Source organism: Pseudoalteromonas sp. 20-92, assembly GCF_030847595.1.
In the GTDB taxonomy this organism is placed as follows: Bacteria; Pseudomonadota; Gammaproteobacteria; order Enterobacterales; family Alteromonadaceae; genus Pseudoalteromonas; species Pseudoalteromonas fuliginea.
The window spans coordinates 20,869-45,471 of record NZ_JANJGQ010000031.1 but is presented as its reverse complement, the minus strand read 5'-3'; the positions used below and the strand labels follow the sequence as shown (position 1 = coordinate 45,471).

The following is a 24,603-nucleotide window of genomic DNA, read 5'->3' as shown; positions in this document are numbered from 1 at the left end:
GAGGAATCAGACCACACCAGCGTTAAACAACGACTAACATACGCAAAAGAAGGCAAACAACCAAAACAACTACTGCGTTTTGCAGGAATACCACGTCAGATAATGCCAAAAGGACTCCCGTTTGAGCTTAAATCGTACCTTGAACTTGTTGAATTAACAGGACGTTGTATACGAGAAGACAAACGCGGTTATATTGAAAGTACACACTTGCCTTTACTAGAAAGGGTGAATATATCTTTAGAAAACTGGTTAAAGCTTACAACCCAATTTACGCGCGTATTTCATGGCGCAGTAGGCAGGCCAGCCTCACAAGCAAGTTATTGTGAAACTTAAAGCGAAAGCGGCGAGCGAATATCAGTAACTGCGAAAAACTACTGGCATAAAATTTAAACTACTCAGTAAAACTATTCAGTAATAAATCACAACTGCATTATGCAGTTATTTTCATGCGCTTAATTTAGGTTTAAGCGTGATAATGAGTTATTTTATGGATGAAAAGTAAGTAACCGAGTAGTAAAAGATAAATTCTTAACCTAAAAAGTGAATCTAGCCTAGATTGACTTTATTTATTTGGAGTGGCTGTCTAGTTTCGCCGTTTTGTAGGCAGGCCAGCCTCACAAGCAAGTTATTGTGAAAACTTGAAGCGAAAGCGGCGAGCGAATATCAGTAACTGCGAAAAGCTACTTGCATAAAGCTTAAGCTACTCAGTAAAACTATTCAGTAATAAATCACAACTGCACCATGCAGCCATTTTTATGCGTGTGATTTAGGTTTAATAGAGTTAATGACTTATTTAATAGGTGAAATGAAAGTAATCCAGTAGGAAAGGTAAATTTTTAACCTAAAAGATAAATTTTATGACACAGTTTGGCTTGTATAATTAAAGTGGCTGTCTAGTTTCGCCGTTTTTCTCAAATATCGGTAACCCGTTTCAAAACACTAATTAAAACAACACCAAACGCCCACTTTATATTCTGCATAAAACACTGTAATCGATTGAACCAAAATAGGAACTCAGCTATGGTTAAACCATCAATAAAAATAAATTAAAAACGAGTTAATCTAAAGGCTCGTTAGTTGCCTCGGAGGGATTTGTGATTATTCGTGCGTTTGATAAGGCTGATTATCCTTCAGTGCAAAGCATATATAAGCAAGGTATTGATACCGGAAACGCCACCTTCCAGCAGGTAACTAAAAGTTGGGATGAGTGGAATAATTCAATGCTTAGTCACTCTCGGATTGTGGCAGTGGACAATAATAATATTCTAGGCTGGGCTGCACTTTCAGCCATATCAACTCGAGAAGTATATTTTGGCGTAGCAGAAGTTAGTGTGTATGTTGCATTGGATGCTCAAGGAAAAGGAATTGGGCAAAATTACTTTCAAATCTAATTTCAGATTCTGAGAGAAATAACATATGGATGCTTCAAGCTGCTATTTTTCCTGAAAATAAAGGTAGCCTCAAACTTCATAAAAATAATAACTTCCGCCAACTAGGTATTCGTGAAAAACTTGGTCAAATGAATAATGTTTGGCGTGACGTTGTACTAATTGAAAGGCGAAGTAAAGTTGTAGGTGTGTAACTTCGAACATTATGATTTATCTCTGCTAGTAATTGGAATAAAGCGACCAGCGTCGCTGCTTTCACTAACCATAATAAAACACGCTTACTAAGCGCTAATACCTTGTTTTAAAAAGTACTCCACTGCTTTATCAGTATGGGGCTTAAACGCCTTCCAACGCCCAATTGCTTTGCTATTTAATGGTTTGCGTACTTGTACTTTACTGGCGGTAGAGACCGGTGCGGTGTTTAAGTGAAAATCTATACATTTCTCTTGCCACTCTAAGTTACAAAAGCTGACTAACTCTTTAATTTGCTGCTCGGGCTGTGAGACTAATTCTTCGTATTTTACTAATTTTATATTGCTGTGTTGCATGCTGAAGTGCTGCATTAGGTTGTAAAAACGGCTGTAAAATTTAGCGGTATCGAGTAAGTCGAGCGAGTACGCGTAGTAGGGGTTATTAATGGTAAATAGCTGGCGATAGTTACCAATACAGGTGTCCATTGGATTGCGCAGCATACAAATAATTTTAGCGTTTGGCAGTGCTTTGGTTATTAAATCGATGTAAAAAAAGTTAAACGGGAGCTTATCAATAAAGTGCTTATGGCTGCCTGTTATTACGCGTGTTGCGTTTAAATAGGTTGACCCAAGCTGATTAAAATCAAGCTCGTAGGCTTTACTGAGTGTTTGAGTGTCGAGTACATGAGGTGTTTGCGTTTGGCTTAGCTTTTTAACACTTAGGCCAAAGTCTTGTAATTCACCGGCTGATTGCACGTCGCTGTGGCTTGATAAAATACGCTCAACTAGTGTGGTGCCAGAGCGGGGCATGCCCAATACAAAAATAGGTTCGGCCGTTGGGTTACCTTGTGTTGGCGCTTGTTTATGCTGCTCACTTAAGCGTTTAATATGTTCAAATAACTCAGTTGAGCTTTTATGATCAAACGGCTGCACAGCACGTTTTGCTACTTTACCTTGCTCTAACGCGTTAAAAGCCTCTGAAAATTCACCAATATCTTGATACTCTTTAGCTAAAGCATGGCCAATATGTAGTTTTGCATCGGGGTGTGTTACTTGCTCAAATACATTTTTTAAGCGCTCAATATGATTGTTTTGCTTACTTACTTTAGTTAAATCACTTAATGCAAAATGACTTTGATGATGCAGTGGGTTAAGCGCTATGGCGTTTTCAAAAGCGTGTTGGGCTTTATCGAATAATCCTAAAAACTTAGCGCTTACACCGTAGTTATAATAAAACGGGGGTTGAGCTTTGTTAGCCGCTTTAGCCAGTTTTATAGCGCATTCAAAGTAGTTAAGTGCTTGCTTGTGAATACCTGCTTGAGTAAGTGCAACGCCAAGTGTGTCGGCATCAAGCGCTTTAGTTATTTGTTTTAATGAAACCGATAGGGCAGTATTTTTTGCTTTTTGTAATTCGCCAGTAAGTGCGTAACATTTAGCAAGTTGCGCGGTGTATTCAATACTTTGGCCAAGTGTGAGGGCTTTTTCGATGAGCTTTATTGCTTTGTGTATTTGCCCAACAGTTAAATTAACCATTGCCAGCAAAAAATACCCATCAGCAAAGTCTGGTTTGAGTGTAACTAACTCCACTAGGGCTTTGTGTGCTTGCTCTATTTTACCTTGGTTTAGGGAGTGTATTGCGCTTTGATGAAGTTGCTTTAAATTTGGTTGCATGGTTTTTGGTAATTATTTTGTGAAAGAAAATAAAAAGGCTCAAATAAATTTGAGCCTTAAAACATTGTTTAAAAATTACTATAAATTATATTTCAAATTTGTAGTTAAATTTAACACCTACCGTAAGCGGGCGATTAATGTAATGGCCGTAGTTACGTTGTATGTCGGCGCCATTAGCGGATGTTATATCGGCATCTGAACGACGAACGGAGGTAACCGCGTATTTGTTGAATAGGTTATCAACATATAGCGTAGTTGACCATGCATCGGCTGTTAATTTAGCTGATATATTACTTAAGCTGTAACCTGGTAGTGTTTCGCCGTTATCACGAAGTCCTACTCTTGAAAGCACGTCGCTTTGCGCGGTTAAACCGTAGTTAATATCAAGCGTTTTGTCGTTAAACACGTCTGTTTGATAGTTTACACCCATCGAAAATTGGTTTTCAGGCGAACCTGGCAAACGGTCGCCGTCTTCTGCGCCACCGGTACCGTCGGCATTAAACAAAAATGGTGCATCTGATGTTAGCTCTGCTTTTGTATAAGCATAGGTTGCGTAAACCGAAAACGAGTCAGATAAAATAGCGCGGGTTGAAATTTCTACCCCTTTTGCATTAGCGCTACCTGCGTTTGAAATATATGTTAATTGGCCTATATCCGTAGCGCCCGTAATTTGTGCATCATCCCAATCTATATTAAATAACGCGGCATTAAAGTGTAGCTGGCTTCTAAACCATGTACTTTTAAAACCTAGCTCGTAGTTAGTTGTTGTGTCGGCTTCAAATAATAATTCGTCAGGTTGACCACAGCCTTTTTGTTGATCCTCCGAAATAGCTTCCTCACATGACACTAAACCGTTAGAACCGCCAATTCTAAAGCCTTCACTTACCGTTACATAACCCATTACTGAATCAGTAAACTGGTATTTAGCATTAAATTTAAATAAGTTACCGTTATCGCCAGCTTTATCTTTTTCGTATGCAACAGTGATTACATCAGGATCTACGCCACCATATAATGTATTTGCTAGTGGAAAGTCAAAAGCAGCTTGCGATTCTACATCGTATTCGTAAAAACGTGCACCAATGGTAATATCTAATTTTTCGGTAACTTGGTAGCCAACTTCACCAAATAGTGCAGACTCAGTGACGGTGCTTTTTGTAAGCTCTAAGTATTCTAATGAGTCAGGTCTTAGCTGCTCGCCACCAAAGTTATCAATAGCGAATTGGTCAAACCCAGGCGTAAACTCTCGGCTTGACGCTTCGGTTTCTGTTTTGTTGTAAAAGCCACCCACAATCCAGTTAAAGTCGCTATCGCCTTGCGATACTAAACGCAGCTCTTGGGTGAAGGTGTCTTCTTCTTCAATCTCGCGGGTAAAGGCTGAAAACGATGGAAATTCTTCATAGCCGTAATCTAGGCGAATAAGTAAGTCTGTTTGGTCGCGTTGACCGTCGGCATCAAAGCTCGAAATACCCGTTGCCGATACTAGCTCAGCAAAACCTAAATCGGCTTTTAGTTCAAGGCTTAGTAATTGATCTTTTTTCTCGCGCGGCTCTTCAAAGCGATAAGCCGATTCGTATTTACCTATTACGTCGCTTAAACCGTTGTTTGCATTAAGGCTGTTGTAATGAACAATCGAGCGGCCTTCGCTGTCTTGGTTTTGGTAAAAGTAGTTAAGCGTACCTTCAAACGATTCATTTGGTTTAAAGCGAACAGAAATACGACCAGTAGTGGTGGTTTCGCCGTTGGCGTCTTTCACATTTTTAAGGTTGTTATTAACTGCTGAGCTGTCGCTCCAATCTGGATCTGGCAACGATACGCCAGATTCACGTACTACGTAGCCGTAATCGATAAAACCCGGATCTTCATATACGTTTAAGCTGGCGCGTACTGCTAATTTATCTTCGATAATAGGAAGGTTAAATATAAAGCCGCCTTCGCCACCTAAAGAGTCACTTTCTTTTGTTTGAAATAGGTCGCCGTATACTTCAAGCGATGTAAAATCAAGCTCAGGTTGTTTAAGCATGTAGCGAATTGCGCCGCCTAATGTGCCTGCACCATAAAGCGTGCCTTGTGGCCCAATTAATACTTCAACACGCTCAATATCTACTAGGCGCATATCTACCGAAACCGGAATTTCGTTAATGTAAGTAGATACGGTGCCGCCATCTGATGATGGACCAGATGAATTAGTATTTAAACCACGAACAATAATAGGCGAGCCAGAGCGGCCACCTTGATCGGTAATTGTTAAACCAGGTACCCAGCGCGCTACATCCGCAAGCTCATTGATATTTTGATCTTTCATTATATCAGCGTCTAGGGCTGTAATATTTAACGGTGCATTTTGCACAGAGCCGCTGCGCCTTGTTGCTGTAACTTCGATTACTTCGAGTGATTTGTTTTTAGCTGCAACTTCTTCTTGAGCAAGTGCGGCATTAGGCAATAAAAATACGCTAGAAACAGCGCTCGAAATAGCCAAGGTTAACAAGCTTGGTTTAAACATAAAAAGTGATCCCCGGTTCAAATGTTTTACATTAGTAAATTAAGTTAAGCAGTTTATCAGGGAGTGAAGTAGCTTGGAATGTTTAAATTGAATTTTAATTCACTTTTATAGAATAAATATGGTTTATGTGTGGGGTTTTTATTTAGCTAATAGGCAATATAAGCAATAGCTTAGTGCTATTAGGTACAGTTAGGTTAAAAATCACACCCTTGTTTAAAGGTAAATAGTCATTCATATTTTAAAGATGGTGTTATGACGTGCTCGTTAAACAAATTATTACATTAAAATTAATATTTCATAATGTCATTACTTATACTTTTATTAGCACTATTAAAGTGTATTTTGATCCCCATTAAGAATGTTAAGTCGCCATTATTAGTGACAGTTTAAGTTATTGAGTGAGCGTGTTTGATTGCCGCTTCGTATTCTCTTTTTTGTTTTGTCCGCACTTTTTTGTGCGTGTTTTTAAGGATTAACAATGAGCCAACTATTTTCGCCTTTATCACTTGGGAAAGTAACGTTAGATAACCGTATTATTATTGCACCCATGTGCCAGTATTCAGCAAACAATGGCGCTGCTAGCGATTGGCATACTATTCATTTGGGCCAATTGAGTTTAAGTGGTGCAGGATTACTTATTTTAGAGGCAACAGCAGTAAACCCAGAAGGGCGTATTAGCTATGGCGATTTAGGGCTTTGGAATAACGAAACTCAACAAGCACTAGACAAAAGCCTAAAAGCAGTAAGGCAATACAGCCCTATGCCTATTGGTATTCAGCTGGCGCATGCTGGGCGTAAAGCATCAACTGAAAAACCATGGGACGGTGGTGATGCCATTGCACCTGATGAGGTAAATGGCTGGCAAACGCTCGCACCATCGGCAATTGCGTACGACGATAGCAGCCCAGTACCAAAAGCAATGAGCCAATCTGACATAGATTCATTAATTAATGATTTTGTGAGTGCAGCCAAACGCGCTGATGAACTCGGCCTTGATTTAATCGAGCTACATGGTGCGCACGGTTACCTGTTACACCAGTTTTTGTCGCCACTTTCAAACAAGCGCGATGACAACTACGGTGGCAGTCTAGAAAACAGAATGCGCTTATTGCTTGAGGTATTTAAAGCGGTACGCGCGGTATTCCCTAGTGATAAAGCGGTAGGTGTGCGTATTTCGGCAACTGATTGGGTTGAAGGTGGCTGGGATTTAGAGCAATCGATAGTGCTTAGTAAAGCGCTTGATGAACTCGGTTGTGACTTTATTCATGTAAGTACGGCGGGCCTAAGCCCAGAGCAACAAATACCAGTTAAACCTAATTTCCAGGTACCGTTTGCAACAGCCATAAAAGAAGCGGTTAAAATGCCTGTTATAGCGGTGGGTTTAATTACACAGGCGCAACAAGCAGAAGATATTATTAGTGAGCATCAAGCCGATGGTGTAGCGCTGGCGCGTGGCATTTTATATAACCCGCATTGGCCGTGGCATGCAGCTGCAGAGCTTGGCGCTACAGTAACTGCACCTAAACAGTATTTACGTTCAAGCCCACATGGGCAGCCATCACCAATAAAATAAAGTTTAGTTTTTTTGTAAAAACCCAACCCGCGCTTGCTGGTTGGGTTTTATTATTTTTATAAAGTAGAGACACACATGACCCAAACAGGCGTTTCAGCGCAACCATTTAGCAATACACTCGTTACTATTATTGCTTTGTGTTGCGGTCTTATTGTTGCCAATATTTACTACGCTCAACCTATTATTGAGTTACTTGCCCCAGAAGTTGGATTAAGTTCACGCAGTGCTAGCCTTATCGTATCGCTTACACAAATAGGCTATGCTTTGGGGTTATTTTTTTTAGTGCCATTAGCTGACTTAATTGAAAATAAAAAGCTCATGCTGGTCACTCTTACTGTGTCGTTTTTGAGTTTAGTGGGTACGGCACTTGCTGATTCACCCAATGTAATGCTTATTTTGTGTTTGATGATAGGTATAAGCTCGGTTTCTGTTCAGGTGCTTATTCCGCTTGCTGCGCATTTATCGTCTGACGAAAAACGCGGACAAGTTCTTGGCAATATTATGGCGGGTTTGTTGTTAGGTATTTTGCTAGCAAGACCGGTATCGAGCCTAATAGCCGATCACTTTGGTTGGCGCGCTGTATTTTACTTTGCAGCAGGGTGCATGGTGTTTATTGCAGGCGTAATTTATTTTGCTATTCCAAGCAGGCAGCCTACCCATAAAACAACGTATTTTAAGTTATTAAAATCGCTTAAACAGTTAATGATTAGCCAACCAGTGCTGCGCCAACGTTCACTTTTTCAAGCATTAATGTTTGCATCGTTCAGTTTATTTTGGACAAGCGTACCGGTTGTGCTTGCCCGTGAGTATGGTTTATCGCAATCAGAAATAGCATTGTTTGCACTAGTGGGTGCGGCAGGTGCTGTAGCTGCCCCCATTGTTGGCCGTTTGGCTGATAAGGGCTATACGCATCAGGTATCGTTACTTGCCAAAGTAATTGCAGCAGTGTGCTTTTTACCAAGCTTATTTGAGCTACCTTACGGCATTATAGTATTGGCATTAACCGGTGTGTTTATTGATTTTGCTGTGCAGGCCAATATGGTATTGGGTCAACGTGCAGTGTATGCACTAGAGCCACAAAGCCGTGCGCGTTTAAACGCTATTTACATGACGAGTATATTTGTAGGTGGCGCAGTAGGCTCGCTTATTGCCAGCCCATTATATGAAGCGGGCGGGTGGACAGGTATTGCACTGGTGGCTACCTGCATGCCGCTTATTTCGTTGATTGGCTATTTAGTTACAACTAAAAAGCAAAGTAAGGCTGTGAGTTAAAAATCACTGTAAAGAGCACAATAAAGTCACCATGTTGCGTGGTGACTTTATTTAGCTTGTTTAGGTTAGTTTGGTAGTTAATTAAGTAGTTTGTTTTTTTGCGTTTGAAAAAGAGCTACCAACAGATGCAATAATTACAAGTAAAATAGCGAGCCACTGCCATAAAGTAAGCAATTCACCCAGTATAATAAACCCTGCGAGCGAGGCAATTGCAGGCTCTAAACTCATCATTACGCTAAACCCTTGTGAAGGCATGTTACGCAGTGCAACCATTTCAAGTGTGTAAGGCAGTGCGCTTGATAAAATAGCGATACCAATACCCAGTGGGATAATTTCCCATGTAAACGCGGCGCTTTGCAGAATGCCGCCGTAAGGTACTAGCACTATAGCGGCAACGGTCATACCCAATGCGACAGTTGCTCCACCAGAGCTTTGTGTGCCCGTTTTTTTACCAAATAATATATAACCTGCCCAACATGCACCAGCACCAAGCGCAAGCGCTACACCTAACGGATCAAGGCTGTCTTGGCCGCTCATATCAGGAAGCAGAAGCAAAATACCGGCAATAGCACACGCAACCCAAAATAAATCACGTTTACGGCGAGAGGAAAACAAGGCAACAGCAAGCGGGCCTGTAAATTCAAGCGCTACACCTATGCCTAGTGGAATGCGTTCAATGGCGTAATAAAACAAAATGTTCATGCCGCCTAAACTTAAACCATACACAATTATAGGAATACGATTACCCGACGTGGGTAAGTGTTTCCAAGGTTTAAACACTAAGCAAAGTATAAAGGCAGAAAAACCAAGCCTAAGGGCGGTTGTACCTTCAGGGCCAACAATCGGAAAAAGCTGTTTTGCAAACGACGCGCCCGTTTGAATGGTCATCATGGCAAGCAGTACACACACGATAGCCAGTAAATAACTTTTTGAAGATGCTTGCATAATACTCCTTAATTATACCAATCTGCATAAATCTTTCATTTAGAACAACTAGATACAAAAATTTTTGCCTAGTTCTAGCGTGATTTTCTTATCGTCAAATAGATCCTATACAAGCAGATTGGTATTACAACCAGTTGAATGGCAGGCATAGTATCTTTTTTTATATTTATACGTAAGGTTTTATGTTCAAAAGTAAGGAGGGTTATTCTAAATTTAAGTGGTATTTTTATTACTAAATAGCAGAAAAAGCTAGCAATCAGGACGAGTGCTAGCTTTTCATTGTATTAATGAGCGCTTTTTACTAGGCCATCTAAAGAGTAGAGGCCTCGTTTTTCGCTATTTTTACGTTTCACTTCTTCTAAAGCGCGCGACTCAACGGCATCAAATAACGCGTTAATGAGTCGATTAAAATGTTGATGCATTGCTGCACGAGCAGCATTTGCATCATGTTGCTTTAATGCATTATAAATAGCAGTATGTTCGTTCATTACGCATTCGTTGTTATTAGCACATACGCTACTGTAATCAGTTACAATTTGTGCATTAGTTAAGCGTAAATCCCATAAATTAGCGACGGCAAATTCAAGCGCTTTGTTACGCGTTGCACGTGCTATTATTTCATGAAATTCTCTGTCTGCTTGCTCAACATATAAGCCTTCTTGCATGGCTTCAAGCGTCTTGTTTAGTTTTTCAAGTTCTTGTTCTGTAATACTTAACGCTGCTAAAGCTGCAATTTCACCTTCGATGAGTGCACGGGCTTGAGTTAGTTCAAAAGCACTGATTTCTTGGGATTTGATTGGTGCGTCGAGGCTTTCTACTACGTAAACACCGGAACCCGTTTTTACTTCAACACGACCGCGCACTTCTAATGCGATAATAGCTTCTCTAATTGTAGGGCGGCTAACGTCGAACATCTCTGCTAGTTCTCTTTCTGGCGGTAAACGCATGCCAGCAGAAAATTCACCTTGGTTTATTAAAGACTCAACCTTATCAACGATGCGCCAAAATAAGCGACGATTTCCCATATTTTACCTTTATATACCTTAAGGACTGTACGCGCTAGATCTTGTAAAACTTAAAGCGTAGACCAAATGTTAAGACCAAAGGTTACCGTAAAGTTAACCACTATGTCAAAATTGCAAAGTCATATTATAACTAAAATCATAGTACATTATTGGTAATTTTTACATGTATTACCAATTTAATTTAAAATAAATAATTGGTAATCTTGATTGGTAGGTTTTGCTGTGATAGTTTTGCATCGTACTTTTTTGAAACAAATAATTTACATATTCAAAGTGCATGTGCCATTAGCAGCAATTGTAAAAAGTAATTTAAGCCAAATTGATTGCCCATGGAAGGGGGTCGCTCTGGCTTAGGTAATATTGGTAGCTAAGTCATATTATAAAATAAATTACTGTGGGCGTTAATTGTCGTTGGTTAACGCCCACATTTATTTTTAGATCTTTAGGATACCGTGTCGTTTGGGTAAATAACCCCTAATTGTTTACGGGCCTCGTCAAGTACTGTCATCACATTACGTGCTAATTGATGTGTGTTAATGTCCGATTGTAACTTTTTTTGACTAACCATTTGCATAAAATGCTCAACTTCAAATTTCATAAAGTGCTCGTCAAATGCGATAGACACTAACTCACGCTCTCCATTGTTAGCAATAAACTCTATTTTTTTAAGTTGTGATACGGCTTCGATACGAATACGGCCAAGTTCGCCTTGTATTTCGGTTATGTTGTCGCCTTGCGATATTTTGGAGTAACTAATAACAGCTTGTTTATCTGCGTAATTTAGTAATACATCGCCCGCACCATCTACACCTGTATCAAGCAATACGCCACTGGCACTCACGCTTTTTGGTGCGCCCCAAAGTGCAATGAGTAAATAAAGCGGATAGATACCTAAGTCAACCAGTGCACCATTAGCAAACTCAGGTAAAAATGTATTTGGCCGTTCGCCATTTTTGTACTTATCGTAGCGAGATGAATATTGACTATATTGCCCAATGTATTTACGTGGTGTGCCAATTTTTACCATTGCCTGTTGCAGCCGTGCAAAGTTAGGCAAGTGAGTGGTCATCATGGCTTCCATGTAAAGGCGCTGATGCTTTTTTGCTGTAGCTATAATGCTTGCAAGCTCTTTAGAATTGGCTGCTGATGGTTTTTCGCCAAGGACATGCTTTCCCGCTTCTAGGCACATAACGGCATATTGTTTGTGTAAGCTGTTAGGGGCGGCTATGTAGACAGCATCGACATTGTGATCTTGGCAAACTTGCTCGATTGAGGTGAAAATTTTAGCTTGGGCATTTTGTGGGTGTTTGGCTAAAAACGCTTCGCCGCTTGATACTGCACGCGAGCACACTGCGTACAAATTAAAATCGTTTAACGTATTTGCAGCGGCTAACAATGTGTCGCTAATAAAATTGGTGCCAACAATAACAAAGTTCATACCCGCTCCTTAGAAAATATAAGAGCGTTTAGTCTATCACTTTTTTAGCCCTGTATGTACGAGGAGAACACCCAAACCAGCGTTTAACATTAGCACATAATGTTGCTTGCTCCTGATACCCTAAAAGCTCAGATATGGTTGATATTGTATATTGGTTCTGCGCTAAGTAATGAGCAGCTAAAGCGCGGCGAGTGGCATCTTTTAGTTTTACAAAGCTCGTATTATGTTTTGCAAGTTCTCGGTGTAGGGTGCGAGGGTGCATACCCAGCGCAGCAGAAATAGTTTGGTTACTGCATTGATAAATAGGCAACATTGGCCTTATTAACGCACTGACTTGGTTGGGTAATGATTGCGTGTGCTCTGCATTTTTGGCTAAAAAACTCAGCGCAGCTTGTACCTTATTTAGCTCTGATTGCTCAAGCTTAAGTGCCAAGTCGCTTTTCACTATTACAATGCCGGCGCTATTACGGTGTTCTATAACGTCACAGCCAAAATAAGCGTTATAAGCGCGAGCGTTAGCACTTAATCTTTGTGGCAAAAATACATTCATTGGTTTACAGCGGTTATTGCTCAGCTTTTTTATAATAGCGAGTGCTAAACCAATGGTAAGCTCAATCGCTTGGCTAATGTTAGGTAAGGGTTTTAGGCTAATTTCGAATGAGAGAAATAAGCTTTTTTCATCCTCTAAGGGGTGCGACGTTAAACTCAGTGCAGGGCTATGTAAATGCAAGTATTTAACAACCCAATTGAGCGCATCACCTAAGTTAGTGCCGCTTTTGGCTGCTATTGCAACGTGTCCTAAAATATCAAAATTTTGCCTGCTTGCAAGCTGAAGGCCAAAGCTGAGGCAATTAAATTTACAGGCGCAGTATTCTAATACCTCGGCGTAGGCACGATAAGGCAAATATTGGTTTTCCAGGCATTCAAAGTCAATATTAATATTATTACTTCGCATGATCATATACGGATCGCCGCCAAACTCTCTAATTAGGGTATCTATACCTTGTAGTGACGTAGCTCTAATTAGGCTGCTCATAGTTAACCTCAAATAAACGGTGTCTAAAAATATCAAGTTTTGCTGGGTTTTTCTATGCACTATTGCCATTAAAGCCGTTTAAATTTTAATTAAGGTACACCATGAACAACACCGCATTTGACTACATTGTTATTGGAGCTGGCAGTGGCGGTTGCGTTATTGCATCGCGCTTGTCAGAGGATAAAAATGTAAGCGTGTGCTTAATTGAAGCAGGAAAAAGTGATAACAGCGCATTTGTTCAAATGCCAGCGGGAATTGCGGCGAGTGTGCCTTATGGTATTAATAGTTGGCATTACAATACAGTAGTGCAAAAAGCGCTGAATAATCGTTGCGGGTTTGTACCTAGAGGCAAAGTATTGGGTGGGTCAAGCTCGACTAATGCAATGGTTTATATTCGAGGTAATAAATACGATTACGACCAATGGGCGGCTAATGGCAATACTGGTTGGGATTTTGAGAGTTTACTCCCATATTTTATTAAAGCTGAAAATAATAAAACGTTTATAAATAATGATCTTCACGGTACAAAAGGCCCACTGCATATACAAGAGCTAAATAACCCAAGCCATGTCAATCAGTACTTTTTAAATGCTTGTGCTGAGCAGGGCGTTAATTTAAGCGACGATATAAATGGTAAAGAGCAAAGCGGCGCACGTTTATCGCAGGTTACTCAGCATAATGGCGAGCGGTGTAGTGCAGCAAAAGCGTATTTAACCCCGTATTTAAACCGCCCAAATTTAACGGTATTAACCAATAGCCACGTTAATAAAATAAATATAAAAAATAAGACCGCAAAAGGCGTGCAAATAGAGCGCAATAATCAGGTTATTAATTTGCTCGCACATAAAGAAGTAATACTGAGTGCTGGAGCGATTAATTCACCGCAAATATTAATGCTTTCAGGCATTGGGCCAAAAAATCACTTAAAAGCGCATAATATTGACGTTGCTGTGCCGCTTGAGGGAGTCGGTAATAATTTACAAGATCATTTAACCGTGGTGCCATTATTTAAAGCTAAATACAATAAAGGCACGTTTGGGATGAGCCTGTTAGGTATAGGGCATATTTTAAAAGGTTGTGTAGATTGGTTTTGCAAACGACAAGGGCGTTTAACCAGTAATTTTGCAGAGTCGCATGCGTTTATTAAATTACTTGAAGACTCGCCAGCGCCAGATGTGCAATTAGAATTTGTTATTGGGCTGGTGGACGATCATAGTCGTAAATTACACACTGGGCATGGTTACAGTATTCACAGCAGTATTATGCGCCCTAAAAGCCGAGGCACGATTACGTTAGCTGATAACAATCCGCGTAGTGCACCGCTTATCGACCCTAATTACTTAAGCCATCCAGATGATTTAACTGTAATGCTTGCTGGTCTTAAAAAAACACTCGCTATTATGCAAAGCAAAGCCTTTGATAGCATACGCGGAAAAATGGTGTATCCGCTTGATATAAATAACGATGAGCAACTTATTGCATTCATTCGTCAAACAGCAGATACCGAATACCACCCAGTTGGTACATGTAAAATGGGACAAGACTCAATGGCTGTGGTAGATACAAGCTTAAGGGTTCATGGGATGAGTAATTTACGCGTGGTTGATGCGTCTATTATGCCTAGCATTATTACTGGTAATACTAATGCACCCGTTATTGCTATTGCAGAAAAAGCGGCTGATTTAATTAAATCATCACTTAGAGATTAACGAGCTATAAAAATCATTTAGCCATTGTTGCCAATCGCTTTCAAGGTGCAGCATTTGCTTATGTTTTTTAGCATTTATGTGCTTAGTTTCATCTTCATTTGCCATATAGGGGCCAACGCGACAAAGCGGGCAATGGTTTGGTGTTAAGTATGTAGGCTTTGTAAGACGTGAGCTTAATTCGCTAGTATGTTTATCGATACTTTTTGGGCTGAAAACGTAAGTTATACCGCTGGTGTCTTTAACGTGTTTATCGCGGTCAACATTACGAATTTTATAACCTTCAAAGCGGCTAATATCAAAAGGCATTTGCCCACAATACTCAATGTTTAGATGAGTATTTAAACTGCCTTCTATATTCCATTCGCGATAGGGTTTTACATCCTTTGAGGTGATGTAGCACAGCATTGGACCATTTTTATCAAGCGCGTATTCGTTAGCGTATTTAATAAACTGGTGCAGTAAAGCGCGGTTAAGTACATTCATGCTGCTTTGGCGCGTGTTGTTTTCAAACGCTTCACGGCCAACAAACGCAGGTATGAGTGGAAACTGAAAAATAACCACATCAAAGCTGTGCTTGCTTTCACTTAGAGCTTGCCAACACGCAGGGTTTGTTACGTCAAAACCATTGAGTACTTCAACGTTGTGCGCTTTTAAATTGCTAAGTGCATTGTGCTGGTACTTTTGCTCAATAGTGGTCTGGTCATCGAAAGTAGATGCAACTAAAGCTTTTGGCGATAGGTGAGTGTAAATAGCATTCGAAAACGATAAATCGCCATCGCCTACGGTGAGTATTCGCCATTGAGGATTTAAGTACATATTTTATTTAGCGTTTATGTTTGTAGCAGTATTATTTATATCGCTATTTGTTTGTGAGTCTTTTGCTAGTAAACGATGAAACGCAAGTCTGGTTTTTAACCCTTCGATTGCGATTTGTTTAATAATAAGATTAAAAGTAATTAAAACAGCAAAGGCAATATGAATAGGGCCATGAGTAAATCCTGCATCTGTATCGTAAAGTGTTAAACCGAATAGCAAAAATAAGACGACTAAAAATATTTCGAGTAATTGACTAGAATAAAAGCTCAAACGACCTTCGCTTTTATGATCTTTTTTAATGCGAATAGCGCAAAAAAAAGGGATCACTTTGATTTTAAATGCAGCGTTTTTCTCTACGTAGTTTTCGCCTAGTTCATCGAGTTGTTGGCGTAGTTGGTCAATCATAGTGTGTCCTCAAATAGCAGTGCGCGGATATTACCTTATTACCGAACAATATTTAAGTTTACAGCTGCTATTTAGGATAAATACTCATACCAATAGTAAGGATATGACAAACGAAGACGACTGAGGTAAGTACAACACGCATTTTTTGGTAATCCTTGTGGTAGGTTTGCCATTGCGCAGTCGCTTTTTCAAAAAGTAGCACAAGCCAAAAACTTATAGCTAACCAACCCAATGCCCACTCAACAGGTACAAAGGCTAAAAATGGCACAGGAATAACCGGTAGTACGGCTTTTACTGCATCGCTATAGCTTTGCTCACCCGCTCGCCATAGGTTACCTGTCATAAATGCTAATATAGCAATGCTATAAAAAGTGAAAAATTCTAAGTTAATACTGTTACTACCAAACACAAGCGGCCAACCCACGCAGCCTAAAAATGGTATTAAGCCTAAGTAGCCTAATTGAATGTGATTGATAAACTTTTCCATAACAGTATGCCCTGTGTTTATATAATTAAAAGCGCGGGTATTGTAACAGTATTCTGGTCCAAAAATTAGAGCCCGTTTACCTTTACGGAAAAAGACACAATCTAGTTCAATCTTAAAAATCGATTGGTTTAATCTAAACAATCAATTTTATTTAATTTCTCATTACCCTTATTGTATTAATCAAGCCAACGCAGAAGGTCGTTTTAAACGAAGCGTTGATTACTTTTTAAATACATTAAACCTAGTTGAGGAAATACCATGAGCACTTCATTAATAAATACTAAATTACAACCATTCAATGCAACCGCTTACCACAACGGTGACTTTGTAGAATTGTCTGAAAAAGATGTTCTAGGTAAATGGTCAATCTTCTTCTTTTACCCAGCTGATTTTACATTTGTATGTCCTACTGAACTTGGCGATGTGGCAGATCATTACGCACAACTTCAAGAAATGGGCGTAGAGGTTTATTCAGTATCTACTGACACTCATTTTACTCATAAAGCATGGCACGACACGTCAGACACAATTGGTAAAATTACTTACCCAATGATTGGCGACCCAACAGGACGTATTACACGCAGCTTTGGTGTAATGATTGAAGAAGAAGGCTTAGCACTTCGCGGTACATTTGTAATGAACCCAGAAGGCGAAATAAAAGTAATCGAAACTCACGATTTAGGTATTGGCCGTAGCGCTAAAGAACTTGTTCGTAAAGTACAAGCTGCACAATACATTGCAACTCACGACGGTGAAGTTTGCCCTGCATCTTGGCAGCCAGGTGAAGACACACTTGCACCTTCACTAGACCTAGTTGGTAAAATCTAAGTACCTGATTTTCCAATCAAGTAAGGGCAGGTTACTGCCCTTAAATCAACAAACGTACGCTTGTTGATGCCTCCTATATCAATATATCTGTTTAAGCACATGCATTATTTGGCATGGGAGGCTTGCTGTTTAAATTTTCCTAAAAGGGTTAAGCCATGTTAGATAACAACATAAAAAATCAATTAAAAAGCCATTTCGAATCGCTTACTCAACCTGTTGAGCTGCTTATTGCCTTGGATGACAGCAAAAAATCAGCAGAAGTAGAAAGCTTAGCAAACGATTTAGCCTCACTAAGCGATAAATTTACGGTAATAAACAATCCTGATACAAGCGCTCGTCGCCCATCAATGGTTGTACATTCGCCTATTAAAAACACTCATATTACGTTTGCAGGCGTACCTATGGGTCACGAATTCACAAGTTTAGTGTTAGCACTTTTGCATACTGGCGGACACGCAAGTAAAGCTAAAAGCGAAGACATTGAGCAAATACAATCGCTCACTCAAGAGCTAAACTTTGAAGTATACATAAGTCTAAGTTGCCAAACGTGCCCGCAAGTAGTGCAAGCACTTAACACTATGGCAGCGACAAACAGTAATATTAAAGCCACCATGATTGATGGCGCATTATTTCAAGATGAAGTAGAAGAGCGAAATATTTTAGCTGTACCGGCTGTATATTTAAATGGCGAACCATTTAGCCAAGGTGCACTAAGCCTTACTGACATACTCAATAAAGTAGATAGCAAAGGGGCTGCTAAACAAGCCGCAGCGCTAAGCGAAAAAGACGAGTTTGATGTACTTGTCATCGGTGGTGGGCCTGCGGGCGCATCGGCTGCGATTTACTCAGCGCGAAAAGGGTTAAATACAGGCATTGTTGCCGACCGATTTGGCGGACAAGTTGCAGATACATTAGCAATAGAAAACTTTATTTCGATTAAGGCGACTGAAGGGCCAAAATTAGTTGCTCAGCTTGAAGAGCACGTTAAAGAATACGATGTAGATGTAATGCACAATCAGCGTGCTGCGGCACTTGGTTATAACAATGGTTACGAAATTACACTAGAAAATGGCGCAATACTTAAAGCTAAATCGCTCGTACTTGCTACTGGCGCACGCTGGCGAGAAATGAACGTACCAGGTGAGCAAGAATATCGCGGCCACGGTGTGGCATATTGCCCGCATTGCGACGGCCCTTTGTTTAAAGGCAAACCTGTTGCTGTGATTGGCGGTGGTAATTCAGGTATAGAAGCGGCAATCGATTTAGCCAATATTGTGCAAAGCGTTACGGTACTTGAATTTGCAGACACATTACGAGCTGACGAAGTGCTTATTCGTAAAGCTAAAAGTATGGCAAATATTACTATTATCAAAAGTGCACAAACAACCGAAGTACTTGGTGATGGTAAAAAAGTAACTGGCTTAATGTACACAGATAGAGTGACAGGGGAGAGCAAAGAGCTTGAACTTGCTGGTATATTTGTACAAATAGGCTTAATACCAAATACCGAGTGGTTAAAAGACAGCGACCTTGAATTAAGTAAATTTGGTGAAATACTGATTGATGCTAAAGGCGCAACGTCATTACCAGGCATTTACGGCGCGGGGGATGCAACCAACACTCCGTTTAAACAAATTATTATTGCAATGGGCAGCGGTGCAACAGCAAGTTTAGGTGCATTTGATTATTTAATTCGCCACAGCGATGAAACCGAGCAAGATCAAAGCGCTGCTTAGTTAACCAGAAATCTCTCTTGATATAACAGCGTTCACCCTTAGCTGTTTGTTCACCCAAGCCGCCCTTCTCCAAAGGCGGCTTTTTTATACTTAAAAATTAACATGCGATTTAATCGCAGCGACCACCAGAATCAACACCGCCGCAATTGCTATCCGTATGAGACGTGCCACCGCCTACATAACTTGACGAGCCTGTAGTAGATTTAGCCTTTGTAACAAAAGTTGAGAGTAGTAAAATACGGCTCACCACAATGACAATAATTAATGGCGGCTATTGTTGAGTTGAAAAACCTTTGAATAGCACTACAGCTAATATAGCGAACAGTACGGTTCTAAATATATTTTTCATTGTTGAATTCCTTATACAATTATATTTTCTTCTTAATGTTTGAGTTTCAGCCGCTCAGCAGCCGATGCAATCGCAATTTCTAATGAGTGCATTTTAAATGGTTTTGAGATAAACATATCCATACCAGCTTGTTTGCATGCTAGCTTATCTTGCGCTGATGTATTAGCTGTTAAGGCAACAATATAAGTTGAGTCATGCCTGCAAATGTTTTTTGAACGCAGTTGTTTTGTTGCCTCAAAGCCATCGAGTATTGGCATAATACAATCCATAAAAATAAGATCGTAGTGTTTTTGCTGACACTTTAATATGGCGTCTTGCCCATCAACTGCAAAGTCGGGTCTCACACTAAACTTATTTAATGATGCATCAAGTACTAATCTATTTATATCGTTATCATCAACAACTAAAACAGAAAGCTTGCAAGCATAAAGATTAACTTGCGATATGTTACTTGAGTGATGTATTTGTTCTTTGCCCGGTTTAATTGGAATACTCAGTAAAAAATGTGTGCCTTTATTTATCTCACTCTCTACTTTTATTGTACCGCCCATATATTCTACAAGTTCTTTAACTATTGCTAAGCCAAGTCCTGTTCCACCTTTGCTGTTTTTGGCGTCGATTTCTTGAGTGAAAGGCGAAAATAATGACTTTAAAAACCCACTTGTCATGCCTCTGCCTGTGTCATGCACTTCAATATTTAAAGTGAATTGATTACTCGCTTTAGTTATTGATGTTTGCAATTTTACCGACCCTTTCTCGGTGAATTTTAAAGCATTACTTAATAGGTTAGAGACTATTTGACTTAATCTTGTATTGTCTGAATAAGCCCAGCAATGGTCGGGTATATTGTTGCTAACTTTTAAGTCCACATTAGTATTTGTAAACAATGGGGAGTACAAGGAAGTAAGATCAGTAAAAATTGTTTTAAGTAAGAAATCGGTTGGTTCGAGTTTCAATTCACCATGATTGATTTTAGAAAAATCGAGTACTTCATTGATTATGCTCAGAAGAATATCGGCACTGCGTAATGCAACTTTTATTTTTTCAGACCGTTTTTCTTCGTTTTGTTCATCTATTAATGTGGTTAGCATGCCTGTTATACCGTTGAGCGGTGTTCTTAGTTCATGACTTATTTTTGCAAGTAACATGCTTCTATCGTCAAGTAATCGTTCCGCTTCGGCCTTTTTATTTTTAAGTTCTTCTCTGAGGGTAACTGACTCTGTCACATCTTGAAATGTGCCAAAAAGTCTTACGCAAATACCGTCATCAAACTCAGCTTCGCCAAAAGTTGACACCCAAATATGTTGCTTTTTAGCTGTGATTATCTCCAGTTCTAAATGCCACTTTTCACCTGATTGTACGGCGAGTTCGACTGCTTTTGTTATACTATCTCTGCTTTGACCTTCCTTATAAAACTCAAGCGCAGAGTCTATTTTTGGTTGATAATTTTCGTCAACTTGATGGATGTGTTTAGTTTGTTGACTCCAATAAATATTATTATTAGTTAAGTCTACTTCCCACGTGCCTATATTAGCTACACTTTCTAGTTTCAATAAACTATTACTGTTTTTAGTCAGTTCTTCTCTTGTGATGCTGCGAGCAAATTCAGCCCCTAACCATTGTGCAAATAACTCAATGTAGTCGTAGGCGTCGTCTGAAAATACTGGTGATTCAGTTGCAGAAGAGAAGTTAACAGTACCGTATACATTGTTACCTACTTTTATAGGTGCACCAATGTACGATTCTAACTGAAAATTAATATAGCATGGGTGATCTGCAATTATGCTCTGTGATACTTTATGAAATGCAAGTGCGGAACCTGCCTCAAGTGTGTGTACGCAGTAGGTGCCATCCAGATCAAATTGAGTGCCTATTTTTAATTCGTTATTAGGGGTTATGGCATGTAACACTGAATAACAGTTATTTTCAACACGGCTAATAATTGCTAAATCGAGGTTAAAAACCTCGAGTCCGAACTCTAGAAGCTGGTGGGTTTTATCGTCAAAATTAAGGTCTTGATCCGATACTATATCGTGAAAACGTCTAAGAAAATTCAATAGAAAACATCCCTTAATTTTTTAGAATCTAATTAATATCTTGATATGGAACTAGCTAGTAAAGCAGCTTAACTAAAGATAGCGTTATTCAGCTTTTATTTGTAGTACTTGTTCAATATTTCTTACTGAATTTGAGCACAAAAGATTATTTATAAATCTTTTAATTATCAAATCATTATATTAATAAGTTGAATTGGGTGTGTACTCAGGGTTGATATCGCCGCCTACTTCTTCAGGATCAACATCGTTAATAAGCAATGTTTCGCGTACAGCTTCAATGTGATCAAGCACACTTTGGTAGCGCTCGCCATATTCATACTTTGTCACTTCAATCGCTTTAGGCATGTAAGTAAAGGCTATTTTAAGTGCGTGGAGTGCTTCTTCGTTTATTTTTTCGCTCATAATGTTCTCTTATGTGTAGGTTATAGCTAACCTGAGTTCTGGATAATAAATCTATCTCAAGCAGCTATTTTTAGCGCTAACTGCGTTGAGTTTCCTTGCAATAGACCAGCTATTAACGCGTAAATTCGCCTTGTTTTCACCAAAAATTTCTAGCTAGAGAGAAACAGACTTAAATATCGTTATTATTTATAGTGTTTTTAAATCTCTTAACCAGAATTCAGGTTAGTTAGTAAAATAACACCAAATACGATTCGGTAAAGACAAAACTAACAAAAGTGAAATTTTCTAGAAAGCGTATGAATAGTTTAATAGAAAAATAAGTGACTATAAAAGGCGTTAAAAAGGACTGTTACGCCATCTAATGTTTAAGCAACTCGTAGCCTGAGGGAGTAGCTAATATAGGTAAGCCAAGTGAAAACGAAAAAATCAAACTCGGCTTCACTGAAAAAGGGCATTACTGCGTACCTAAATTGCACTGCATAGCATAAAAGCTAATAAGAAAAACCAACCGTTTTTTTGTATAAAAGCGGCTTAATTTGTTTAATAAATTGCATTAAGTAATAGATGCACAATATAATGGCAATTGTTATCATTTACATATGCGGTTTTGTATATGTTTAGGCAAATTTAATGAGCGAAGAATGGATAATAAAAAAACGTTTACAGCCACACGGCGAAGACACTTAATTGCGTGTGTATTAGCACTAATTACTGCGGTAATAATAATTCCGGGTATGACAACCTACTTACCGTTTCAAATGAATGAACAAATATTACTGCCTATTTTACTTTTTCCTGTTATTTGGACTGCGTTGTTTATTTATGCGTATTTGGCGCAAAAGGTATGGCAACCTTTTGTTGTGATGATTGTACTGTGTGTATCACATGGTTTATTGAGTTTTTGGGCGTTAACGCAGGGGCAGGGATGAAGTCGATTACTTTAAAAAAGCTATTTTTATTACATAGCTGGGTAGGAATTATTACTGCGGTACTGCTATTTATTGTTGCATTTAGTGGGGCATTAGCAGTGCTGTCGCGACCTGAGTTAAAAATTTGGGCAAATCCAGAGCTACAATCTAGCCAACACGTTGCCAGCGCGCAAATTAATCGACTAGTAAACGAATACCATAAACAAGTACCTAGTGAATTTGGCGAAAACATTCATGTGTTTTTGCCAAGTGGACATAACTTTCATTTATTAACGTTGGTATTTGAATCTCACCATGGTGATGAAAATTACGACCAAGAGGTGGCCAGAGTATTTCAATTTCATCCCAATACATTGGCGCTGGAAAATACTTACTATGGGCCTAGTAAAGAATTTTACGCTAATAAAAAAACGGATGCGCCAACTTATATAGGCGAGTTTCATGCAGACTTGCATTTAGGGCGACCAATTGGGTTAATACTCACGGGGTTTTTAGGCCTAACGCTTTTAGTAAGTGCGGTTACAGGCTTGTTTATTCATCGTAAATTGATAAAAGAGCTTTTTACGTTTAGACGAAATAAAGGGTTAGATATTGCAGTCAGTGATGCTCACAAAGTTATAGGTATTTGGGGCAGCGTATTTAATATTGTGATTGGTTTTACAGGATCATTTTTAGGGCTCGCGACCATTATTTTACTACCAGCAGCTGCGTTTGTGAGCTTTGGTGGCGATCAAGATAAGTTAATAGAAACGTTTACCGCCATTCCTGAGCCGGTAGTTAGCTATATTAAGCAACCTACAAAAATAGACACTATTTTAGAGAATGCCCATAGCCGTTACCCTGAAGCAGTAATTAGGGATGTCACAATAATGGCGCATAACGATGCGAATGCGCAGGTGTATTTGCGTTTGTTAGGTGGCGAGGCTGTTGCTTCTCAGTTACTGCATTATCGTGGTAATGGTAATTTTGTGCAGTCGATGAGTAGTTTTGGTGATATTTCGGGTGTATCAATACAAGTAATTGAGTTGATGTTTCCGCTGCACTTTGGGAACTTTGCAGGGGTGTTTGTAAAATTACTTTGGGTATTGCTTGGCTTAAGTACCGCGCTTTTACCTATTTCAGGGATGATGATGTGGCTGGCAAAGCGTACACGTGGCAGTAGCCCGTCGCTGAGTATGCAGGCATATGCACGATGGAATCGTTTTATTATTGGCAGTTGTGGAGGTTTGGTATTAGCAAGCTTTGTGTTATTTCCTTTACAAGTTGTACTTAATTATACCGTCATTGGTGTGGCGCAAAATAGCTTTTTTGGACCCGTGTTTTTTTATACGTGGTTGGCATGGTTACTCTTAAGTGTATTGCCTGTAGGTTATAAAAACTATTTTAAGCTGACTCTTTTGCTATGCGGCGCTTCGCTTGCGTTGGTGCTACCGCTCAATATTATATTTGGCGTGAGCAATGTTATTAACCTTAATAGTACGTTTGTTGCGGTAGTAGATATAAGCTTTATGGTGGTGGGTATCGCGTGTATTTTTGCTGCCTTAAAAATAAAAAACACACAAAAATTACAAGCCGAGGTACAACCCGCATGAACGAGCTACTAATTACAATTGCAATGGTGAGTTTGCTACTAATGATGCTCAACATACGAAAAAATACACTAACAATAGTGACTAAAACATTTTTAAGTACGCTGTTATTTGGTTTAGCGCTGATATGTTTTATGAGTATTTACGGTATTTTAGGCGGTGCAATATGCACCGTTGTCGGGGCCATGTTAGCTGGTTTACTAACTGCAGTTATTGCGGGTAAAGCACCGCAATTATTAGGGTAAAAAATGCAG

General features: G+C 39.5%; 21 protein-coding genes and 1 pseudogene. 11 read left to right on the top strand and 11 right to left on the bottom strand.

The window, feature by feature from the left end; all coding sequences use genetic code 11:
• The 3 genes and pseudogenes from NRL14_RS19100 to NRL14_RS19090 all read left to right on the top strand — a co-directional run.
• Positions 1-383, top strand: a pseudogene (locus NRL14_RS19100) (hypothetical protein); the annotation flags it as partial.
• Positions 384-1,094: 711 nt separating this feature from the next.
• Positions 1,095-1,391 carry a GNAT family N-acetyltransferase gene (locus tag NRL14_RS19095; RefSeq protein ID WP_306725377.1) on the top strand — a complete coding sequence of 99 codons (297 nt, stop codon included), beginning with the start codon at positions 1,095-1,097 and terminating at the stop codon, positions 1,389-1,391.
• A gap of 29 nt (positions 1,392-1,420) precedes the next feature.
• Positions 1,421-1,582 (top strand): GNAT family N-acetyltransferase, encoded by a 162-nt coding sequence (locus NRL14_RS19090; protein WP_306725376.1) that lies wholly within the window; start codon positions 1,421-1,423, stop codon positions 1,580-1,582.
• Between the two features lie 87 nt (positions 1,583-1,669).
• Here the strand turns inward: NRL14_RS19090 and NRL14_RS19085 are convergent, their stop codons facing one another.
• Together NRL14_RS19085 and NRL14_RS19080 are read right to left on the bottom strand one after the other, a co-directional pair.
• Entirely contained in the window at positions 1,670-3,250 is a 1,581-nt protein-coding gene (locus NRL14_RS19085; RefSeq protein ID WP_306725375.1) for a sulfotransferase, read from the bottom strand.
• 85 nt (positions 3,251-3,335) lie between these two features.
• On the bottom strand, positions 3,336-5,753 hold the full coding sequence (locus NRL14_RS19080; RefSeq protein ID WP_306725374.1) for a TonB-dependent receptor: 2,418 nt from the start codon (positions 5,751-5,753) through the stop codon (positions 3,336-3,338).
• Positions 5,754-6,231: 478 nt separating this feature from the next.
• Between NRL14_RS19080 and NRL14_RS19075 the strand changes: the two genes are divergently transcribed.
• Together NRL14_RS19075 and NRL14_RS19070 are read left to right on the top strand one after the other, a co-directional pair.
• Entirely contained in the window at positions 6,232-7,326 is a 1,095-nt protein-coding gene (locus tag NRL14_RS19075) for an NADH:flavin oxidoreductase/NADH oxidase (protein ID WP_306725373.1), read from the top strand.
• Positions 7,327-7,401: 75 nt separating this feature from the next.
• Positions 7,402-8,598, top strand: coding sequence for an MFS transporter (locus tag NRL14_RS19070; RefSeq protein ID WP_306725372.1), 1,197 nt, complete (start codon positions 7,402-7,404; stop codon positions 8,596-8,598).
• An 81-nt stretch (positions 8,599-8,679) separates the two neighbouring features.
• On the opposite strand, the gene NRL14_RS19065 is transcribed toward NRL14_RS19070, so the two are convergent.
• The 4 genes from NRL14_RS19065 to NRL14_RS19050 all read right to left on the bottom strand — a co-directional run bounded on the left by NRL14_RS19065 (position 8,680) and on the right by NRL14_RS19050 (position 13,042).
• Positions 8,680-9,543 carry a DMT family transporter gene (locus tag NRL14_RS19065; RefSeq protein WP_007375633.1) on the bottom strand — a complete coding sequence of 288 codons (864 nt, stop codon included), beginning with the start codon at positions 9,541-9,543 and terminating at the stop codon, positions 8,680-8,682.
• Positions 9,544-9,827: 284 nt separating this feature from the next.
• Entirely contained in the window at positions 9,828-10,568 is a 741-nt protein-coding gene (locus NRL14_RS19060) for a FadR/GntR family transcriptional regulator (RefSeq protein WP_033030709.1), read from the bottom strand.
• 442 nt (positions 10,569-11,010) lie between these two features.
• Positions 11,011-12,006, bottom strand: coding sequence for a Gfo/Idh/MocA family protein (locus NRL14_RS19055; protein ID WP_306725371.1), 996 nt, complete (start codon positions 12,004-12,006; stop codon positions 11,011-11,013).
• Positions 12,007-12,034: 28 nt separating this feature from the next.
• A complete protein-coding gene (locus NRL14_RS19050; RefSeq protein WP_306725370.1) occupies positions 12,035-13,042 on the bottom strand; it encodes an AraC family transcriptional regulator in 1,008 nt (335 codons plus the stop codon).
• A gap of 101 nt (positions 13,043-13,143) precedes the next feature.
• Between NRL14_RS19050 and NRL14_RS19045 the strand changes: the two genes are divergently transcribed.
• Complete coding sequence (locus tag NRL14_RS19045; RefSeq protein ID WP_306725369.1) at positions 13,144-14,751, top strand: GMC family oxidoreductase; 1,608 nt, start codon at positions 13,144-13,146, stop codon at positions 14,749-14,751.
• On the opposite strand, the gene NRL14_RS19040 is transcribed toward NRL14_RS19045, so the two are convergent.
• The 3 genes from NRL14_RS19040 to NRL14_RS19030 form a co-directional block, all read right to left on the bottom strand.
• A complete protein-coding gene (locus NRL14_RS19040) occupies positions 14,737-15,567 on the bottom strand; it encodes a class I SAM-dependent methyltransferase (protein WP_306725368.1) in 831 nt (276 codons plus the stop codon). The two genes, NRL14_RS19045 and NRL14_RS19040, sit on opposite strands and share 15 nt — an antisense overlap.
• A gap of 3 nt (positions 15,568-15,570) precedes the next feature.
• Complete coding sequence (locus NRL14_RS19035) at positions 15,571-15,972, bottom strand: hypothetical protein (RefSeq protein WP_008134428.1); 402 nt, start codon at positions 15,970-15,972, stop codon at positions 15,571-15,573.
• Positions 15,973-16,039: 67 nt separating this feature from the next.
• The gene (locus NRL14_RS19030) at positions 16,040-16,459 is read right to left on the bottom strand and encodes a DUF3429 domain-containing protein (protein WP_033030720.1); all 420 of its coding nucleotides are present in this window, start codon (positions 16,457-16,459) and stop codon (positions 16,040-16,042) included.
• A gap of 258 nt (positions 16,460-16,717) precedes the next feature.
• On the opposite strand from NRL14_RS19030, the gene ahpC reads away from it, so the two are divergent.
• Complete coding sequence (gene ahpC / locus NRL14_RS19025; protein ID WP_306725366.1) at positions 16,718-17,287, top strand: alkyl hydroperoxide reductase subunit C; 570 nt, start codon at positions 16,718-16,720, stop codon at positions 17,285-17,287.
• Between the two features lie 155 nt (positions 17,288-17,442).
• Positions 17,443-19,023, top strand: coding sequence for an alkyl hydroperoxide reductase subunit F (gene ahpF, locus NRL14_RS19020; protein ID WP_306725365.1), 1,581 nt, complete (start codon positions 17,443-17,445; stop codon positions 19,021-19,023).
• 381 nt (positions 19,024-19,404) lie between these two features.
• Here ahpF and NRL14_RS19015 read toward each other — a convergent pair whose 3' ends face one another.
• Positions 19,405-21,429, bottom strand: coding sequence for an ATP-binding protein (locus NRL14_RS19015; protein ID WP_306725364.1), 2,025 nt, complete (start codon positions 21,427-21,429; stop codon positions 19,405-19,407).
• A gap of 180 nt (positions 21,430-21,609) precedes the next feature.
• Positions 21,610-21,831, bottom strand: a complete 222-nt coding sequence (locus NRL14_RS19010; RefSeq protein ID WP_007375621.1) for a hypothetical protein — start codon at positions 21,829-21,831, stop codon at positions 21,610-21,612.
• A 641-nt stretch (positions 21,832-22,472) separates the two neighbouring features.
• Here NRL14_RS19010 and NRL14_RS19005 point away from each other — a divergent pair.
• Genes NRL14_RS19005 through NRL14_RS18995 form a run of 3 tightly spaced genes read left to right on the top strand, consistent with a single transcriptional unit; the run spans position 22,473 to position 24,594 of the window.
• Complete coding sequence (locus NRL14_RS19005; RefSeq protein WP_007375620.1) at positions 22,473-22,760, top strand: hypothetical protein; 288 nt, start codon at positions 22,473-22,475, stop codon at positions 22,758-22,760.
• Complete coding sequence (locus NRL14_RS19000; RefSeq protein WP_306725363.1) at positions 22,757-24,352, top strand: PepSY domain-containing protein; 1,596 nt, start codon at positions 22,757-22,759, stop codon at positions 24,350-24,352. Before NRL14_RS19005 ends, NRL14_RS19000 begins: the two co-directional genes overlap by 4 nt.
• Positions 24,349-24,594 (top strand): hypothetical protein, encoded by a 246-nt coding sequence (locus NRL14_RS18995; RefSeq protein WP_008134420.1) that lies wholly within the window; start codon positions 24,349-24,351, stop codon positions 24,592-24,594. The genes NRL14_RS19000 and NRL14_RS18995 overlap by 4 nt, the downstream gene beginning before the upstream one ends.
• Positions 24,595-24,603 lie beyond the last annotated feature (9 nt).

What these genes read in the sequence shown, in the direction of transcription:
- NRL14_RS19090 (WP_306725376.1), top strand. Translation starts at nt 1,421, where the DNA reads ATGCTTCAAGCTGCTATTTTTCCTGAAAATAAAGGTAGCCTCAAACTT.
- NRL14_RS19085 (WP_306725375.1), bottom strand. Translation starts at nt 3,250, where the DNA reads ATGCAACCAAATTTAAAGCAACTTCATCAAAGCGCAATACACTCCCTA.
- NRL14_RS19080 (WP_306725374.1), bottom strand. Translation starts at nt 5,753, where the DNA reads ATGTTTAAACCAAGCTTGTTAACCTTGGCTATTTCGAGCGCTGTTTCT.
- NRL14_RS19075 (WP_306725373.1), top strand. Translation starts at nt 6,232, where the DNA reads ATGAGCCAACTATTTTCGCCTTTATCACTTGGGAAAGTAACGTTAGAT.
- NRL14_RS19070 (WP_306725372.1), top strand. Translation starts at nt 7,402, where the DNA reads ATGACCCAAACAGGCGTTTCAGCGCAACCATTTAGCAATACACTCGTT.
- NRL14_RS19065 (WP_007375633.1), bottom strand. Translation starts at nt 9,543, where the DNA reads ATGCAAGCATCTTCAAAAAGTTATTTACTGGCTATCGTGTGTGTACTG.
- NRL14_RS19060 (WP_033030709.1), bottom strand. Translation starts at nt 10,568, where the DNA reads ATGGGAAATCGTCGCTTATTTTGGCGCATCGTTGATAAGGTTGAGTCT.
- NRL14_RS19055 (WP_306725371.1), bottom strand. Translation starts at nt 12,006, where the DNA reads ATGAACTTTGTTATTGTTGGCACCAATTTTATTAGCGACACATTGTTA.
- NRL14_RS19050 (WP_306725370.1), bottom strand. Translation starts at nt 13,042, where the DNA reads ATGAGCAGCCTAATTAGAGCTACGTCACTACAAGGTATAGATACCCTA.
- NRL14_RS19045 (WP_306725369.1), top strand. Translation starts at nt 13,144, where the DNA reads ATGAACAACACCGCATTTGACTACATTGTTATTGGAGCTGGCAGTGGC.
- NRL14_RS19040 (WP_306725368.1), bottom strand. Translation starts at nt 15,567, where the DNA reads ATGTACTTAAATCCTCAATGGCGAATACTCACCGTAGGCGATGGCGAT.
- NRL14_RS19035 (WP_008134428.1), bottom strand. Translation starts at nt 15,972, where the DNA reads ATGATTGACCAACTACGCCAACAACTCGATGAACTAGGCGAAAACTAC.
- NRL14_RS19030 (WP_033030720.1), bottom strand. Translation starts at nt 16,459, where the DNA reads ATGGAAAAGTTTATCAATCACATTCAATTAGGCTACTTAGGCTTAATA.
- ahpC (WP_306725366.1), top strand. Translation starts at nt 16,718, where the DNA reads ATGAGCACTTCATTAATAAATACTAAATTACAACCATTCAATGCAACC.
- ahpF (WP_306725365.1), top strand. Translation starts at nt 17,443, where the DNA reads ATGTTAGATAACAACATAAAAAATCAATTAAAAAGCCATTTCGAATCG.
- NRL14_RS19010 (WP_007375621.1), bottom strand. Translation starts at nt 21,831, where the DNA reads ATGAGCGAAAAAATAAACGAAGAAGCACTCCACGCACTTAAAATAGCC.
- NRL14_RS19005 (WP_007375620.1), top strand. Translation starts at nt 22,473, where the DNA reads ATGGATAATAAAAAAACGTTTACAGCCACACGGCGAAGACACTTAATT.
- NRL14_RS19000 (WP_306725363.1), top strand. Translation starts at nt 22,757, where the DNA reads ATGAAGTCGATTACTTTAAAAAAGCTATTTTTATTACATAGCTGGGTA.
- NRL14_RS18995 (WP_008134420.1), top strand. Translation starts at nt 24,349, where the DNA reads ATGAACGAGCTACTAATTACAATTGCAATGGTGAGTTTGCTACTAATG.